Raw genomic sequence first — 15,748 nt, forward strand, 5'->3', positions numbered from 1 at the left:
GGTCAGCGGTTGCTCGAGACGGTGGTCACCGGCTCGCTGAGGACGACGGGCCGCCCGCTGCGAGCGGCCTCGTACAGGCCCGTGATGATCCCGACCGCGCGGTGGTTGTCCTCCAGGCCGACCCGCAGCTCCTCCTCGCCGCGCAGGGCCGCCAGGAAATTGCGGTACTGCAGCAGGTGGGCGTCGGACATCCGTCCCGCGACGCTCGTGACGGGGCCCGGCAGCGTCCCGTCGGGCCCGGCGAACCGCTGCACCTGGTTCGTGCCGGCCCTGGTGCCGCCCATGGACAGCCCGAGCGCCTGTTCCTCGGAGGGCGCGGAGTGGAAGTGCACCAGGCGGTCGTCCTCGATGACGGCGCAGCCGCGGTCGCCGTGCACCTGCAGGCGCGTGCCCAGCCCCGGGTGCACCGCGGTGGAGGCGTGCAGCACGGCGAGGGCGCCGGAGGCGAAACGCACGGCGCCCACCGCGACGTCCTCCACCTCGATGCGCTCGTGGGCCAGGGTCCCGGTGTACCCGAACACCTCCACGGGGAGCCCCATGGTCGCGACCAGGAGGTCGACGGTGTGCACGCCCTGGTTCATGAGGGCGCCGCCGCCGTCGAGCGCCCACGTCCCGCGCCAGTCGCCGGAGTCGTAGTAGTTCTGCCCGCGCCACCAGTCGACGGAGGCGATCGCCGAGGTCAGGCGGCCGAACGCGCCCCGGGCCACCGCGTCGACGACGATCTCGGTGGACGGGTCGAAACGGTGCTGGGAGACGACGGTGACGACGGTGCCCGCCCGGTCGCGCGCCCGGATCAGCGCCTCGATCCGCTCGGTCGAGACCTCGGCGGGCTTCTCCACGACCACGTGCTTGCCCGCGTCGAGCGCCTGCGCCACCGCCTCGCCGTGCATGCCCGTGGGGGTGCACACGACGGCGACGTCGAAGTCGACCGCGGCGCACGCCTCCGCGAGCGTGGCGTGGGCCTGAGCGCCGTGCTCGGCGGCGAGGGCCTCGGCGCGGGAGCGCACGGGGTCCACGACCGCCACGAGCTCTACCTCCTCGCCGAGCTGGTGCAGGACGGTGCCGTGCTGCTGGGCGATGACGCCGGCGCCGAGGACGGCGAAGCGGGTTCTGCGGTTCACGGGTTCAACTCCGATCCAGGAGGTGGTGCCGGCGACGACGGGCGTGCCGTCCCCGGGTGCTCACGCGCAGCGCTCCAGCGCGGCGAGGCTCACCGGGTGCGCGAAGGGTCGCCCGGTCAGGAAGCGTTCCACTTCCTCCGCGGCGCAGGCGGTGAGGCGCTTCAGCTCGTTGCCCGCGGAGCCGGCCACGTGCGGGGTGAGCAGGACGTTGCCGCACTCCCACAGCGGGTGCTCCGCCGGCAGCGGTTCGGGGTCGGTCACGTCGAGGACGGCGTGCAGCCGGCCCGAGAGCAGTTCGGCGGTGAGCGCCTCGGCGTCGACGACGGCGCCACGGGCGGTGTTCACCAGCGTCGCCCCGTCGTGCAGCCGTGCCAGCAGTCCGGCGTCCACCAGGCCCCGGGTCTCCGGGAGCAGGGGCGTGTGGACGCTCAGGACGTCGCTGCGCTCGAACAGCTGCGGCAACCCCACCGGTTCGGCGCCCATCGCCCGGACCGCTGCGTCGGTCACGTACGGGTCGTGCAGGAGGACCTGCACGTCGTGCGGCTGCAGCAGCTCCACCACGCGGCGCCCCACCAGGGAAGCCGACAGGATCCCGACGGTGCTGCCGAAGTTGCCGCCCGCGTCGATGACCGCGGTGGCCGTGAGGCCGCGAGCGTGCCGGTAGGCCGCGGCGGAGGCGAGGACCCCCTTGCCGGCCAGCAGCACCACCGCGAGCGTGAACTCCGCGACGGGCACGGCGTTCGCCGCCGCGGCCGAGGAGACCGCGATGCCTCGCGCCCACACCGCGGGCGTGACGTGGTGGCGCACGGACCCGGCGGTGTGCACGACGGCCCGCAGCCGCGGAGCGGCCGCGACGACCTGCGCCGTCAGCGGCGGGCACCCCCACCCGGTCACCAGCACGTCGGTGCTCGCGAGGACCTGGCGCGCCGAGGGGGAGTCGAACTCCTCCAGCAGGCCGGGGTTCACGTCGGCCACCGCGGCCAGCCGCCTCAGGAAGTCCTCGCCGACGACTCGGCGGTGCGCGGCGGTGCCCATCGCCAGGGTGAGGCGCGGCCGGCTCACCTGGGGCTCGCCGCGGGACCGGGCGGGCACGACGAGCGCTGCGTGCACTGCGGACGGGCGGGACGGCGGTGCCGTCGTCGCGGGAGGTGCGCTGCGCGGGGACCGGTCCGCGCAGCCCGCGGGGTCGAGAACGGCCGGGGCATCCAGGGGCTCCTCATCGTGCGTCGTCGATCGTGGGTGCGGTCGCGTCCCGGCTGCACCCGGGTCAGGGACGGCGGAGCTGCGCGCTCATCGCCGGCTCGGGGCGGTGCACGCCCCGGGGCCGGTAGCCGAGCAGGTCCGAGAGACCCGCGAGGTCGGCGAGCAGCCACACGATCGCCAACCACATCTCGGTGCCCTGCAGACCCGGGGTGCGGCCGGCGCGGAAGGCGAACCCCCGCCCCTCGCGCCAGTGCCCCAGCGCGTCGGCGAGCAGCCGCCGGGCCAGCGCCACGACCTCCTCGCGCCGGTGCGCCGTCTGCCGCCCCGCCAGCCAGAGCGGGTGCGCGACGTCCAGGACGTTGCAGGCGTCCTGGACCTCACGGGCGAACCAGCGCGGGTCGGCGGCGTGCGCGAGGACCGTGTCCACCACCCGCACGGGGTGGGGCAGGGGCAGGCCGAACTGCGCGTAGGTTCCCCGCGAGGCGCGGTAGAAGCCGTTGACGAGCTGCCGGGCACCGTCTCCGGGCGGCGGTGCGCCCCACATGCCGCTCTGCGGGTCCGTGCGGAGGGTCAGCCAGCCGAACAGGGCCTGCAGGGTTCCGCGGTTCCCCTCCAGGCCGCGGGCCAGGTTCCACCGGAAGGCGGTGCCCACGGCGTCCACCCAGGCCCCGGCGCGCCAGGGGTCGCCCCGCCACGGCAGGGCGTCCAGGGCGGTCACCAGGGTGGCGGCGTCCACGTCCGCGACCGCCCGGACGGGGTGCTCGAAGCGGGAACCGTGCACGTCCAGGGCGTAACCCACGGAGAGGACGTGGTAGGCGGTGTCGCCGTCGTGCAGGTCCGGCGCGGTGGTGGCGGGACGGCCGTCGGCGTCCAGCGGCGGCACCAGCCCGGTGCGCTCGTCCTGCCAGCCGCGCAGGCGCCCGAGCTGCTCCTCCAGGGGCAGCTGGGGCGGAGCCCCGTCGAGCAGCAGCGCCGCGACCTCGAGCGCGTCGCACTGGGCGCGCACGCTCGGAGCGGCGCCCGGGGAGTCGGTGAACTGCCCACCGGGCAGTTCGGGGTGCCAGTTCCCCGCGAGCACGACGGGCGCCTGGGCGCGGGCGCGGGCCTCGAAGGCCACCAGCCGCGCGGCCAGCTCGTCCGCGGGGACCTGCCCGACCGGTGCGGTGGGCGGCACCCGCCAGCGCAGCAGGCGTGCCGGGTTCCCGCCCACGACGGCTCCTGCGGGCACGTCCTTGGGCACGACCGCACCGGCTGCCACGACCGCGTGGTCGCCGATGCTGACGCCGTCCAGGACGACCACGTGCGAGCCGATCCAGACGTCGTCGCCGATCGTGATGCCCCGGGAGGTCAACGGCTGGCGGTGCACCTCGGTGCCGGGTTCCGTGCCGTGGTTGAAGGCGAGGAGCGAGGTGTGGGCCCCCACGCGCACCCCGTCACCGGTGCGCACGCCGCCGCGCACGACGGTGAAGGCGTTGACGGTGCAGTCACGGCCGAGCAGCACCTCGTCCGTCAGGTGGGCGTGCGCGGCGACGTAGCTGCGATCGCCCATGACGAGCCGCTCGGCCTGCACCGCCGCCAGTTCGCTGAGGAAGCAGTCCTCACCGATCGACCACTGAGGGTGCTCCAGGAGCGCCTGCCGCTGCAGGTCCTGCTGACGTCGCCGGGCTGCCGGCGACGCCTGGCCCCAGAAGCTCCACGGCGAGTAGTCGTGGTGGTGCGCGTCGAAAACCGGTACCTCTTCGTGCGCGTCCTCGGCGACCGAGTTCTGCTCGGCTGGAGGGGTGGTCCTCATGCGGGCTCCCGAGGGAGGTCACGGCGCCTCGTCGTCGAGCCGTCCTGGTGGGCCCACCGTGCCGACACCACCGCGCACAGGTCAAGATCGATCGAAAGAACCTGATCGATCGATCAGCGGCGTCAGCGTGGCGACCGGTGTGGAGTCGGCGGCAGAGCCGTGACGATTCACGGTCCTGGCCCGAACGGGACGCGAGTGGCTATCGTGGCGGCGTGCTGACGATCCCGTGCACCTGGTGGCAGTCGCTGTAGCGGCTGCCTCCGGACCTGTCCGAGCTGCCCCGCGGCGGCTCGGACCCACCTCGAACGGTGGCACTCGGGCACTCCTCGGTGGGCGGCTCCCTCGACCCAGGAGCTCTCGTGTCCGACTCCACCCCCACCCTCGCTGCGTCGCCGACGCCTTCCGTCCTCGCTGCCCGACACCGCAGTGTCGAACTCGAGGAGCAGATCGCGTCCACACCCGGGCGGTTCCGCGTCCTCACCGGCGACCGACCGACCGGTCCGCTGCACCTGGGCCACTACTTCGGCACCCTCGCCAACCGGGTCCGCCTGCAAGCGGCCGGGGTCGAGGTCTTCGTGGTGATCGCGGACTACCAGGTCATCACCGACCGCGACGTGGCAGGTGACGTGCGCGGCAACGTGCGCGAGGTGCTGCTGGACCACCTCGCCGCAGGCGTCGTTCCCCGCACCGGCACCCGGACCGGCCCGGGAGGCCCCGGCGCCACGATCTTCACCCACAGTTCGGTCCCGGCCCTGAACCAGCTGCTGCTGCCGTTCCTGAGCCTGGTCACCGTCGCGGAGCTGCAGCGCAACCCCACCGTCAAGGCCGAGGCAGCCGCCACCAGGGGACGGGGGATGAGCGGGCTGCTGCTGACCTACCCGGTCCACCAGGCCGCCGACATCCTCTTCTGCGGCGCCAACCTCGTCCCCGTGGGCCAGGACCAGCTGCCGCACCTGGAGACCGCCCGGTCGATCGCGCGCCGGTTCAACGAGCGCTACGCGGCGGGGCGCGAGGTCTTCGCCGAGCCGGAGGCGCTGCTGTCGCCGGTTCCCCTGCTGCTCGGCACCGACGGGGCGAAGATGAGCAAGAGCGCCGGCAACGCGATCGCCCTGCGTGCCGGTGAGGACGAGACCGCTGCTCTGATCCGCTCGGCCAGGACCGACGCGCAGCGGCGCATCACCTACGACCCCGCGCACCGCCCGGAGGTGTCCAGCCTGCTGCTGACCGCCGCGCTGTGCACGGGCGCCTCGCCGGAGGCGCTGGCGGAGGAGGTCGGCGACGGCGGCGCGGCTGCCCTGAAGGCCGTGGTGACCGAGGCGGTCAACGAGCACCTGCGTCCGCTGCGGGCGCGGCGCCGCGAGCTCGCCGACGCGGACGACCACCTGCGGGCGGTGCTGGCGGCGGGCAACGAGCACGCCAACGTCGTCGCCGACCGCACCCTGTCCACGGTGCAGGAGGCGCTGGGCATGACCTGCTGACCCGACTCGTCCCACGTCACGTCGGCGACGTCGACGATCCGTGCGGCGGCGTCCGGCGCGCCGTCCCCGGCCGGAGGCCGCGACCGCACGGGTGCTCGTCAGCCGGTCGCCTCGCCCCAGGTGTCAGGCAGCGAGGGCCAGCGAGCCGCCGCCCAGGCCGACCACGTCGCGTGCGTCGGCGGGGGCGGAGGCGGGAGCGCGCCGCCCAGCTCCTCAGCCGTCGGTTCCTCGAAGTCGTGTCGCCACCGCGCCAGGTCCTCGGCGCTGACGGCGAACGTCTGCTCGGGCGTGTGCGTGGAGCGTCGGCGGATGCGCGCCAGCTGGGTCTCGGGGTCCAGGGTCAGGTACTCGGTGCGGCAGTCGGCTCCTACCGCGGTGAAGAGCCAGCGCAGGGCGGATCGCTCGTCACGCCCCCACAGCCCGAAGTCGACGATGACGTTCAGGCCTCGTTCGGCGGCGCGCAGCGCGGTCCACAGGAGCCGACCTTCCAGCACGTCGCGCTTGCCGCCGGCTTCGGAGTCCCCGAAGAGGGGGATCATCCACTCGTCGGGGGTCAGGCGCAGAGCAGCGAGCTGCCGCTCGAGCCGGCGGGCGCGGGTGGTCTTGCCGACGCCGGGCAGGCCGACCATCAGGATCGCCGTCGCCCGGTCCACCGCTGTCGTCCCTTCCTCGCCCGCTCGATGGTGCACCGGCTGCCGCCCGCCCGCGCGGTGGTCGCGTCGTCAGCGCGCGGTGGTGCAGGTGCTCCCGGGGCCGGAGCCCTGGGGACCTGGTGCCGGCTGGCAAGGTGGCGGCAGCGCACCACCGGTCGCGGCCAGCGCCGCCGCGGAAGATCGTCAGGAGCACCCACGTGACCCGCCCGCCGCTGTTGTGGGAGCAGCACTGCTGCCTGCCGCTGAACCCGCACGCCGACGTGAGCCAGCTGGCCCGCTACGCCCGCTCCGGTGGAGCGTTCGTCTCGGTCAACGTCGGCTACGCCCCGCACAGCGCCGACGACGTGCGCGCGATCACCCGCAGCTGGCGGGCCCGGCTCGCCGCCGATGCGCGGTTCACGCCGGTCAGCAGCGTGGCCGACGTCGACCGGGCCGCGCAGCAGAACGCGATCGCCGTCGCGTTCGACCTGGAGGACTCCGGCCCCCTGGAAGGGGACCTGGACCTGGTGCAGGAGTTCCACGACGCCGGGGTGCGCACGCTGCTGCCGACCTACAACAACCGCAACGCCGCCGGCGGCGGTTGCCTGGACGCCGTCGACGAGGGCCTGACGGCCTACGGGCGTGAGCTGGTGACGCAGATGAACCGCGTGGGGATGGTGGTGGACGGCTCGCACTGCGGGCGCCGCACCGGCCTGCAGATCAGCGAGGCGACGACCCGGCCGATGGTCTACAGCCACTCGTGCCTGCAGTCGGTGTGGGAGCACCCCCGCAACATCAGCGACGAGCAGGTGCTGGCGTGCGCGGCCACCGGCGGTGTCGTCGGCATCACCGGGGTGGGGATCTTCCTCGGCCCCAACGACGCGTCCTTGCAGGCGCTGCTGCGCCACCTGGAGCGGGCCCTGGACCTGGTGGGTCCCGAGCACGTCGGGGTGTCCACCGACTACCCCTTCGACGTCGACGACTTCAACACCGAGCTGACCCTGAACCCGCACCTGTTCCCCGAGTGCTTCACCGGGTGGGGCCCCATCGAGTTCGTCACCCCCGAGGAGCTGCTGACGGTGGAGGAGGCGCTGCGGGGACGGGGGTACCCGGAGGAGACGGTGTGCGCCGTCCTGGGCGGCAACTTCCGGCGCGTCGCGCAGGACGGGTGGGTGCGAGGCGACCAGGACGCTGCCACGACCCCAACGCGTCGCCTCGCGCCACGTCCGTGAACCGCGCGAGACCACTCGACGCAGACGCGCTGGCGGTTCGCGTCACGCACCGGGCGCTTCGGCTAGGAACGGTCGGGTGCCGTCGAAGGGAGCTGTGAGTCTTCGACTCTTCGGTAGGTGCTCACCGTGGTGCCACCCTGCAGGGTTCGAGCGTCGACGAGTGCGAAGGATCCAGGTCGGGGCCGGTCGGTGGCCAGGACCGGGATGCCGGCCCCCAACAGGACCGGATAGCGTTTGATGACGAGTTCGTCGATCTCCTCGAGCACCGCGCCGGCCAGGCGACCACCCCCGGCGAGCCAGATGCCCCCGCCCGGCTCCCGCTTGAGGCGGCGCACCAGGTCCAAGGGGTCATCGGCCACCACCTGCACCTGCGAGTCCGGGCTGGGCGGCAAGGTGGTGGAGACCACGAACTGGTGCAGGTGGGCGTAGGGGCTGGTGATCCCGGCCGTCAGGGCCGGGGTGTAGGTGCCGCGGCCCATCACCACGGTGTCGAAGCGCGCACCGGCCGCGGTCACCCCCAGTGGGCCGCGCACGTGAGTGGGCAGGGTTTCGGGGAACTCGCCGGCGATGAAGTCCAGCACCGGCTGATCCACCGGGAAGACGTCGACGGATCCGTCGGGTGCGGCGATGAACCCGTCGAGGGTCACCCCCACGTAGTAGGTCAAGGTGCGCACCGGCTTGCTCCCTCCCGTGGAGGCGCCCCAGCGACCCCCGCCACGACAACCAAAGTAGTCGTGGACGGTTTGACGGGACCACTGCGTTCGAGGTGGACCGCTGCGCCGGCGAACGCATCATCGATGCCGCGATCGAAGGGCTGATCGACCAGGGCGCCCGTGGGCCGACCTTCCGGTCTCCGGGATCGCCGACGCGTCCACCAGTTCGTCGGCGAGCTCACCGAACTCGGCGAACAGGGCCGCATCCCGGGGACCGGTGTCGTCGGCCGGCAACCACGGGAGCGAGGCGAGGTCACGAGCGCGGACGACCCGCTCGCCCCCGGACCCGGAGAAGACGACCGGCTGCGCTTCGACCGGGGCGCCGGGACGCACCGTCCAGAACCCCACCACCCCCACGCGTGCGAAACGGTGTGGCGAGAGGTCCCAGCCGGTGGAGAAGGTGGCGGGGTGGATCCGGTGCACGCCGCTCGCGCTCTGGTCGATCGGCACCACCCCGAGGCGGTGGTGGCCGTGCTGGCCGGCAGCAGCGCCCGCGGGCGGGCCACGCCCACCTCCGACCTGGACGTCGTGCTCGTCCTGCCCGGCCACGGCCGGTCCTTCCGCCGCACCCTGCGGCACGAAGGGCGGTTGGCGGAGGTCTTCGCGTACACGCCCGACGAACTGCTCCGCTGGTGGGACGTGGACGCCGCCACGAGCCGCTGCACCCTGGTGCACATGTGCGCCACCGGGGTGCTGCTGCGCGGGGAACAGGACGGCGGGCCCGTCGTGCAGGAACAGGCCCGCGCCTTCCTGGCCGCCGGACCACCGGCCGTCGACGACGACGAGTTGGCGGCACGCCGCTACCGGCTGACCGCCGGCGTGGACGACCTGCGCGATGCCGCCGATGCCGGTGAGCGGCAGGTCCTAGCCGCCGAAGTGCTGCTGGAGGCGGCGCAGCTGCACCTGCTCGCCCGCCGGCAGTGGCTGGGCAGCGGCAAGTGGCTGCTGCGTCGCCTGCGCGGTTCCGACCCCGACCTGGCGCAGCGCCTGGTGCGGGCGCACCGGCACGCCGTCGCCACCGGGCGGGTGCAGTCCCTGGCGCAGGTGGTGGACGACGTGCTGCGGGACAGCGGTGGACGCCTGGCCGGGGGGTACGGCGCGGGATGAGCTGAGCACAGACCGCTGGGACGTCTCGAACTGATGTGCACGTCGTCGTCACCGGCACGAGCGCGCGACCCGCGCCGTGGGAAGACGCGCCGCGGCACGGCACGAGCGCTCCTCCGGCTCGGAGGTCCTGCTGGCAAGGTGCCCTCATGCGCAGCGAAGCAGTGGATCCGCGGGACGTCAGCTTCGAGGTGGAACAACCGGTCTACCGCGTCTACTTCTGGGAGCACACCGGTACCGGCTACACCTTCCCGCAGCGCCGCGGCCGCGAGCTGGGGCCAGCGCAGGCGTACGCGTCCCGCGCCAGCGACGAGCACCGCCTGCACGAGGCCGAAGACGTGGAGCAGGTGCTCGCGTGGGCGCAGGCGCACGCGGCGGGCCGCTCGTTCGTGGTGTACGTCGAGGTCGAGGAGCACGCACCGACCGGGCGGCAGCGCGGGCTGGTGCGCCTGCACGGGCGCGACCCCGACGACGTGAACTCCCGCTGCGCATCCGCTGGGGCGGCCACGGCCCGCTCGGCCGCGGCGGGAAGCGACGGTGACCCCACGCCGTCGTGAGCGCGCGGCGCCCGGACACCGTCGGGAACGACGCCCGGGGCGGATGCCGTCTACCGTGGCAGGTCCCAGCTCCTGAGGAGGGTGACGATGACGACGTGGCTGCTCCTCGCTGCTGTGCTCGCCGTCCTGGCAGGCGTGATCGGCTGGGGCGCCCGGCGCCGGCTGGACCGCGGCAGCCACGCCGCTGACCCGGAGGAGGCGCGCTTCGCCCAGGAGGTGAGCCGCCAGATCGACCGCGGCCGCGGATCGACCTGGTGGGTGTAGCACCCCCCGACAGCGGGTCGCGCTGGTCCTCCCGGGTGCCGTCGGACGAGCGCACCACCACCGCGCGCACCTCGCCGCGCAGTTTGAGCACCAGCGTGGACGGCTCGTCCGCGTCCCCGCTGCCGGCGCTGGCGCTGAGGACCTGCCCGGCTCCCCGCGGGCCTCCTGGCTGAACAGCGTCCACCGCTCGCCCCCGGCGGTCGTCGCGCTCATCACCACCGCGTCCACCCGGTCCAGTGTGGATCGGTCGTCGGGCTACGTCACTGGTGTTGCCGTGACGGTTTCGCGTGTGACCGCAGTGCGGGACGACCGTGGAATCGGCTGGTGGCGCTCAGCGCCTCACCTCGACGTGGCAGCCGTGCGACGCGTCTGCTCGCGTTGGCGTGTTCGCTTGAGGCTCACCGAGCACGCCCCGCTGACGAGGCCGACGCCACGACCGCGACGTCGCCCGCAGGGTGGCATGAACGGCGCGGTCGGCCCGTGCCTCGGCGATGCGCCAGGCTGTCGCGGGTGACGAGCGAGCTGGGGTCCTGGTCGCCGATGGGCCCCGACGAGGTGGCCCACCTGCTGCGCCGGGCTGACGTGCCCTGGTGGATCGCCGGTGGCTGGGCGATCGACCTGCACCTGGGCCGGCACACCCGCGAGCACGATGACATCGACGTCCTGGTGCTGCGCCCGCACCTGTCCCGGCTGCGGGAGCAGCTGACCGGGTGGGACGTGCACGCCGCCGACCCGCCAGGCACGCTGCGGCCTTGGCCGGTCGCTGAAGAGCTGCCGCTGGGCGTGCATGACATCTGGTGCCGCCCTACCCCCACTGCTGACTGGCGCCTGCAGCTGGTGGTCGACGACCTCATCGACGACGGTGGCGGTGGTGACCAGCAGTGGGTGTACCGGCGAGACGACCGAGTCCGCCGAGCCTGGCGCACGCTCAGCGGTCCTGCCTCCACCCCGCAGCGGGCTGTGCTGGCACCGGAGGTGCAGCTGCTCTACAAGAGCGCCGGCCCGCGCGCGAAGGACGAGGCCGACTTCGCTCAGGTCGTCGGGGTGCTCGACAGCTCTCAGCGCATCTGGCTGATCGAGGCTTTGCAACTCACCGACGCGACGCATCCGTGGATGGGTCTGCTGCATGATCAGGTGTCGACTCGTCCCGTCAACCCCGCCTGCGCGGCCGACAATGCGCGAACGCAGCCGCGGGAACGGGATCGCGCCCAGCGGGCGGAGTGAACCACGACCTCCAGCGGGCCGGTTCCGCCCCGCGAGGTCAACGCGTCGTGCGAAGCCTCGACGGCGAGGTCGGCGGTCGTTCCTCCCGCTGCGTGAGAGGTGGCCAACGGGTGGGGCAGGTCGAGGAGTCGACCGAAGTGGCGGCAGACCCCTCCCTCCTCGGGACCTCGGGGTCGCCGAAGGGACCGGCACCGCCCGCGGCGTCCCCGTTTCAAGGCCGGTCGCAGCGCCGCCGCTGCCCGAGCCGGTGTCGCTGTGGCGGGCGGTGGTGGAGCGGTCGCGCCGGTCGCCCGCGGTGGCGGCCGAGACGCCGTGGCGGCGGGTGGCCTCGAGCACGGTCGCCTCCCCGGCCGGGGCGGCGGAGCCGGAGGGACCCACGGCGAATCCGCCGTCCAGGCGCGCCGGGAAGCCCGGCTCACCGCACGGGGCTAGGATCGAACGGACGTTCGATCCAGGGGGTGTCGGTGGAACCGCGCGCGCACCGGCACGGACCCCCGGGCTGGCCCCAGGAGGTGCCGCCGCCGGGAGCGGGGGAGTGGGAGCTCGCCGCGTCGGCGTGGCTGCTGGACCAGGCGCCGCCGGAGTACCGCGGGTACCCGCCGCTGCGCCACCACCCCCTGCTGCTGGCCTGGTTGGTCGGCCACCACGTCGACGCCCAGCGCGAGGCGCTGCGCCGGGCCACCGCCTCGGCCCGCGTGGACCTGTCCGCGCACCTGCCGCCCGAAGTCGCGCCGCGCGTCTTCGACGTCCTGGAGCGCGAGGACCTGCGGCTGCGCCGGGTGGCCCGCGCGGTCGACCTGCTGCAGCGCTCCCTGCGCGGCGAGGGGGCCGTGCCGCGGCTGTGACGCCGCCGTGCCGGCGCGCGACCCGCGCGTGCGCTCGTGTGCGGGTCCTGTGGCGGTGCGCCGAGCGGGTGCGGTCGGGCGCGCTGACGTCGCACGCGGCTCCTACACTCGCCCGGACGACGACACCCGGGAACGCCCCGGACCGCACCACCCACCGCACTGCACGCGCGTACAGGAGGCCACCCCGCATGGGGCTGCTCGAGAACATCAAGGGGCCGGAGGACCTCAAGCACCTGCCCCCGGAGCAGCTGCCGCGGCTCGCCGCCGAGGTGCGCGACTTCCTCGTCGCCGCCGTCAGCCGCACCGGCGGGCACCTGGGCCCCAACCTCGGCGTGGTCGAGCTGACCATCGCCCTGCACCGGGTGTTCGACTCCCCGCACGACCGCCTGGTGTACGACACCGGCCACCAGAGCTACGTGCACAAGCTGCTCACCGGCCGGCAGGACTTCACCCACCTGCGCGAGGCGGGCGGGCTGTCCGGCTACCCCTCGCGCGCCGAGAGCGAGCACGACGTGGTGGAGAACTCCCACGCCTCCACCTCCCTGTCGTGGGCCGACGGCCTGGCCAAGGCCTTCGAGCTGCGCGGCGAGCGCGACCGGCACGTCGTGGCCGTCATCGGCGACGGCGCCCTGACCGGCGGCATGGCCTGGGAGGCGCTGAACAACATCGCCGGCTCCGAGCGTCCCGTGATCGTCGTCGTCAACGACAACGAGCGCTCCTACGCCCCCACCATCGGCGGCATGGCCTCCCACCTCGCGACCCTGCGCACCACCCGCGAGTACGAGAAGCTGCTCGACTGGGGCAAGCAGTCGCTGCGCCGCGGCGGCGCCCCCGGGCGGCTGGCCTACGAGACCCTGCACGGGATGAAGAAGGGCATCAAGGACATCGTCGCCCCGCAGGGTCTGTTCGAGGACCTCGGCCTGAAGTACGTCGGCCCCGTCGACGGGCACGACGTGGAGGCCGTCGAGCACGCCCTGCGCCGCGCCCGCTCCTACGGCGGGCCCGTCATCGTGCACGCCATCACGCAGAAGGGCCGCGGCTACAAGCCCGCCCTGGACGACAGCGCCGACCACTTCCACGCCGTCGGGGTCATCGACCCCGAGACCGGCGAGGCCCAGGCCAGCTCCGGCTCCTCCTGGACCAGCGTGTTCGCCGACGAGATGGTCGCCCTCGGTGAGGCCCGCCGCGACGTCGTGGGCATCACCGCGGCCATGCGCCTGCCCGTGGGGCTGGAGCCGTTCGCGCGCGCCCACCCCGAGCGGGTCTTCGACGTCGGCATCGCCGAGCAGCACGCCGTCACCTCCGCCGCGGGCATGGCCGCCGGCGGCCTGCACCCCGTCGTCGCCGTCTACGCCACCTTCCTCAACCGCGCCTTCGACCAGGTGCTCCTCGACGTCGCGCTGCACCGGGCCGGCGTCACGTTCGTCCTGGACCGCGCCGGCGTCACCGGCCCCGACGGCGCCAGCCACCACGGCATGTGGGACATGAGCATCTGCCGGCTCGTGCCGGGCCTGCGGCTGGCCGCGCCCCGCGACGCCACCACGCTGCGCGAGGAGCTGCGCGAGGCCGTCGCCGTGGACGACGCCCCCACCGTGCTGCGCTTCAGCAAGGGCAAGGTGCCCGCCGACATCCCCGCGATCGCCCGCACCGGAGCCGTGGACGTCCTGGAGGGCCCGCAGTGGGCGCACGGCGACGACGTGCTGCTCGTCGCGGTCGGCTCCCTGGTGCCGCGCGCCCTCGACGTCGCCGCCCGCCTGCGCGCCCACGGCGTCGGGGTGAGCGTGGTGGACCCGCGCTGGGTGGTCCCGGTCGAGGACGCCCTGGTGGAGCTGGCCGCCAGCCACCAGCACGTCGCGGTCCTGGAGGACGGCGGCGAGGTGGGCGGGCTGGGCTGGGCGCTCGCGCAGGAGCTGCGCGCCCGCTCCGTGGACACCCCCGTGCTCACCTTCGCCCTGCCGCAGCGCTTCCTGGACCACGGCTCGCGCGAGGCCATCCTCGACGAGGTGGGCCTGGCGCCGCAGGCCGTGGCCCGCACCATCGTGGAGTCCGTGGCCCGCGGCACCCGCACCGACGCCCCCGCTCCCAGCGCGCCGGGCACCACGGCCTGACGCGGCACCACCGTCCGGCCCGCCGGCCGCGCGCTACAGGCCCAGCACCGCCCGCGCCAGGCCGGCGGTGTCACGCAGGTCCGGCGCGGTGGGCGCCGGTGCGACCTCCTCGCGCGTGACCAGCACGGGCCGGCGCAGACCCCGGTCCGCCGGGTCGGTCACCGACCACGCCGCCACCACGAACGCCGGGTCCACCCGCGCCAGGTCGAACCAGCCGCGGGTGCGGTCGGGCACCGCCACCGCGCGCAGCACCGGCCCCGGCGCACCGCCCGGCGCGGCGACCAGGTGCTCGCGCAGGCTCGCCGCCGCCAGCAGCGTCGGCACGTCGCAGCCGCCCACCGGACGCAGCACCCCACCGCCGCGGGCACCGGAGTCGCGCCGCAGCCGCTGCGCGGCCAGCACCCCCATCGCCTCCAGGTGCTCGCGCTGCCCCGGGCCCAGCCCGGCGTCCCCACCGGTGGCGCGCGCCGAGGCCGCCGGCACCGGCAGGGCGCGCTCCCGCCCGTCGTGGGCGACGATCACGCCCGGTCCCAGGTCCAGAGCTCCTCCGAGCACCGGCGCGGCCACCCACCCGGGCCCCGGGTGCCGGTCCGCACCGCGGGGAACGGCCAGCGCCACGCGCCGCGCCCGGGAGCGGTGCAGCTCCCGGTGCGCCAGCAGCAGCTGGCGCACCCGCAGCCGCGCCGCGGCCCCCGGGGCCGGGTCGGGGAGCGCGGCGGCGCCGCCGGGCAGCGGGCCCGCCGCCGCGGCCACCTCCGACCACGCCAGCGGGACGCAGCCGGGCACGTGCACCGCGGAGTCGTCGGGGTCCACGTCCACGTCGTCGAGCACGCTGACCGCCAGCACGCAGCGCCGCAGGAACGCCCGGACGGGTGGCGGCTGACCGTGGCTCACGTCCGCGACCGTAGGCCACGGCGCCCGGCGCGCCGCGCCGGCACGACGCCCGTTGCGCCGAACGGGTCAGCCGGCGCCTCCTGCCGGGGGTCCCGGCTGACGCAGCGCGCTCAGCGGGTCGCCAGGTGGAACCAGACGGTCTTGCCCGTGGCGGCGCCCGGGCGGGTGTCGTCCTCGTCGGGCTGCGGCCAGCTGATCTGCACCCCTGCGCCGCCGGGCGGTGCGGGCTCGGGCCGCTGGTTGCGGTAGACGCCCCACGCCGTGGACAGGGCGTCGACCAGGGCGATGCCGCGCCCCTCCGTGGCCCCGGGCAGCTGCGTGCGCAGCGCCGGCACCCGGGTGTCCCCGTCGGAGATGCCCACCACGATGCCCTCCTCGTCGTGCGTCATCGTCAGCACCACGGGCCCGCTGCCGTGCTCCAGCGCGTTGGAGACCAGTTCACTGGTCAGCAGCTCCGCGATCCAGCGCCGCGCCTCCGGCAGGTGCTCGGTGGGGCACCTCTCGCACACCCAGTGCCGTGCCATGGCCGCTGCGGACAGCTGCTCGTCCAGCGTGAGGCGCTCCACCGCCCACCTCCACCC

16 protein-coding genes are annotated in these 15,748 nt (G+C 74.7%); 8 read left to right on the forward strand and 8 right to left on the reverse strand.

Annotated elements, in window-relative coordinates; all coding sequences use genetic code 11:
- Positions 1–2: 2 nt before the first annotated feature.
- The 3 genes from ACRYM0_RS06675 to ACRYM0_RS06685 form a co-directional block, all read right to left on the reverse strand.
- The gene (locus ACRYM0_RS06675; protein WP_432503320.1) at positions 3–1,121 is read right to left on the reverse strand and encodes a Gfo/Idh/MocA family protein; all 1,119 of its coding nucleotides are present in this window, start codon (positions 1,119–1,121) and stop codon (positions 3–5) included.
- A gap of 60 nt (positions 1,122–1,181) precedes the next feature.
- Positions 1,182–2,156 carry a hydroxyacid dehydrogenase gene (locus ACRYM0_RS06680; protein ID WP_432503379.1) on the reverse strand — a complete coding sequence of 325 codons (975 nt, stop codon included), beginning with the start codon at positions 2,154–2,156 and terminating at the stop codon, positions 1,182–1,184.
- Between the two features lie 232 nt (positions 2,157–2,388).
- Positions 2,389–4,116, reverse strand: coding sequence for an acyltransferase (locus ACRYM0_RS06685; protein WP_432503323.1), 1,728 nt, complete (start codon positions 4,114–4,116; stop codon positions 2,389–2,391).
- 359 nt (positions 4,117–4,475) lie between these two features.
- On the opposite strand from ACRYM0_RS06685, the gene trpS reads away from it, so the two are divergent.
- A complete protein-coding gene (gene trpS, locus ACRYM0_RS06690; RefSeq protein ID WP_432503325.1) occupies positions 4,476–5,594 on the forward strand; it encodes a tryptophan--tRNA ligase in 1,119 nt (372 codons plus the stop codon).
- Between the two features lie 98 nt (positions 5,595–5,692).
- Here trpS and ACRYM0_RS06695 read toward each other — a convergent pair whose 3' ends face one another.
- Entirely contained in the window at positions 5,693–6,247 is a 555-nt protein-coding gene (locus ACRYM0_RS06695; protein ID WP_432503328.1) for an AAA family ATPase, read from the reverse strand.
- Positions 6,248–6,444: 197 nt separating this feature from the next.
- Here ACRYM0_RS06695 and ACRYM0_RS06700 point away from each other — a divergent pair, with 197 nt between their 5' ends.
- Positions 6,445–7,458, forward strand: a complete 1,014-nt coding sequence (locus tag ACRYM0_RS06700; protein ID WP_432503330.1) for a dipeptidase — start codon at positions 6,445–6,447, stop codon at positions 7,456–7,458.
- A gap of 62 nt (positions 7,459–7,520) precedes the next feature.
- Here the strand turns inward: ACRYM0_RS06700 and ACRYM0_RS06705 are convergent, their stop codons facing one another.
- Positions 7,521–8,132 (reverse strand): dihydrofolate reductase family protein, encoded by a 612-nt coding sequence (locus ACRYM0_RS06705; RefSeq protein ID WP_432503331.1) that lies wholly within the window; start codon positions 8,130–8,132, stop codon positions 7,521–7,523.
- A 117-nt stretch (positions 8,133–8,249) separates the two neighbouring features.
- On the reverse strand, positions 8,250–8,624 hold the full coding sequence (locus tag ACRYM0_RS06710; protein WP_432503333.1) for a hypothetical protein: 375 nt from the start codon (positions 8,622–8,624) through the stop codon (positions 8,250–8,252).
- 9 nt (positions 8,625–8,633) lie between these two features.
- Between ACRYM0_RS06710 and ACRYM0_RS06715 the strand changes: the two genes are divergently transcribed.
- From ACRYM0_RS06715 to dxs, 6 genes are all read left to right on the forward strand, one after another.
- Positions 8,634–9,278, forward strand: coding sequence for a nucleotidyltransferase domain-containing protein (locus tag ACRYM0_RS06715; protein ID WP_432503335.1), 645 nt, complete (start codon positions 8,634–8,636; stop codon positions 9,276–9,278).
- Between the two features lie 146 nt (positions 9,279–9,424).
- A complete protein-coding gene (locus ACRYM0_RS06720; protein WP_432503337.1) occupies positions 9,425–9,832 on the forward strand; it encodes a hypothetical protein in 408 nt (135 codons plus the stop codon).
- Positions 9,833–9,919: 87 nt separating this feature from the next.
- Positions 9,920–10,096, forward strand: a complete 177-nt coding sequence (locus tag ACRYM0_RS06725) for a hypothetical protein (RefSeq protein ID WP_432503339.1) — start codon at positions 9,920–9,922, stop codon at positions 10,094–10,096.
- A gap of 540 nt (positions 10,097–10,636) precedes the next feature.
- Positions 10,637–11,320, forward strand: a complete 684-nt coding sequence (locus ACRYM0_RS06730) for a nucleotidyltransferase domain-containing protein (protein ID WP_432503341.1) — start codon at positions 10,637–10,639, stop codon at positions 11,318–11,320.
- A gap of 458 nt (positions 11,321–11,778) precedes the next feature.
- Complete coding sequence (locus tag ACRYM0_RS06735; RefSeq protein ID WP_432503343.1) at positions 11,779–12,165, forward strand: hypothetical protein; 387 nt, start codon at positions 11,779–11,781, stop codon at positions 12,163–12,165.
- Between the two features lie 188 nt (positions 12,166–12,353).
- On the forward strand, positions 12,354–14,273 hold the full coding sequence (gene dxs, locus ACRYM0_RS06740) for a 1-deoxy-D-xylulose-5-phosphate synthase (RefSeq protein WP_432503345.1): 1,920 nt from the start codon (positions 12,354–12,356) through the stop codon (positions 14,271–14,273).
- 33 nt (positions 14,274–14,306) lie between these two features.
- On the opposite strand, the gene ACRYM0_RS06745 is transcribed toward dxs, so the two are convergent.
- Together ACRYM0_RS06745 and ACRYM0_RS06750 are read right to left on the reverse strand one after the other, a co-directional pair.
- Positions 14,307–15,167 (reverse strand): hypothetical protein, encoded by an 861-nt coding sequence (locus ACRYM0_RS06745; protein WP_432503346.1) that lies wholly within the window; start codon positions 15,165–15,167, stop codon positions 14,307–14,309.
- Positions 15,168–15,277: 110 nt separating this feature from the next.
- Complete coding sequence (locus ACRYM0_RS06750; protein ID WP_432503348.1) at positions 15,278–15,733, reverse strand: ATP-binding protein; 456 nt, start codon at positions 15,731–15,733, stop codon at positions 15,278–15,280.
- Between the last annotated feature and the right edge of the window lie 15 nt (positions 15,734–15,748).

Origin of the sequence: Kineococcus arenarius subsp. arenarius, assembly GCF_050871845.1 — a bacterium.
Taxonomy (GTDB): Bacteria; Actinomycetota; Actinomycetes; order Actinomycetales; family Kineococcaceae; genus Kineococcus.